Consider the following 401-nt stretch of genomic DNA (forward strand, 5'->3'; position numbering starts at 1 on the left):
TTCACCGGCGCGACGGGCGTCGTCACGATCGGCGGTACGGCAGCGACGTCGGTCACGGTCGTGTCCTCCACGTCGATCACGGCGGTAACGCCGGCCGGCACGGCGGGGAGCGCGAGCGTCCTCGTGACGACGGCGGGCGGGACGAACGCCGCGAACACGCTCTTCTCCTATGTCGCGGCGCCGACGGTGACGGCGATCTCGCCGAGCACCGGCCCAACATCTGGCGGCACCAGCGTCACCATCACCGGCACCAACTTCACCGGCGCGACGGGCGTCACGATCGGCGGTACGGCAGCGACGTCGGTCACGGTCGTGTCCTCCACGTCGATCACGGCGGTAACGCCGGCCGGCACGGCGGGGAGCGCGAGCGTCCTCGTGACGACGGCGGGCGGGACGAACGC

The 401-nt window shown here is 72.3% G+C and carries 1 protein-coding gene; it reads left to right on the forward strand.

Annotation, left to right across the window (positions count from 1 at the left end; translation table 11 throughout):
• Nucleotides 1-60: 60 nt before the first annotated feature.
• A partial coding sequence (locus AB4Z37_RS33000; RefSeq protein ID WP_441520884.1) for an IPT/TIG domain-containing protein occupies nt 61-401 on the forward strand: 341 nt, incomplete at its 3' end.

It is taken from the genome of Bradyrhizobium sp. 2TAF24 (genome assembly GCF_052115025.1).
Classification (GTDB): domain Bacteria; phylum Pseudomonadota; class Alphaproteobacteria; order Rhizobiales; family Xanthobacteraceae; genus Bradyrhizobium_A.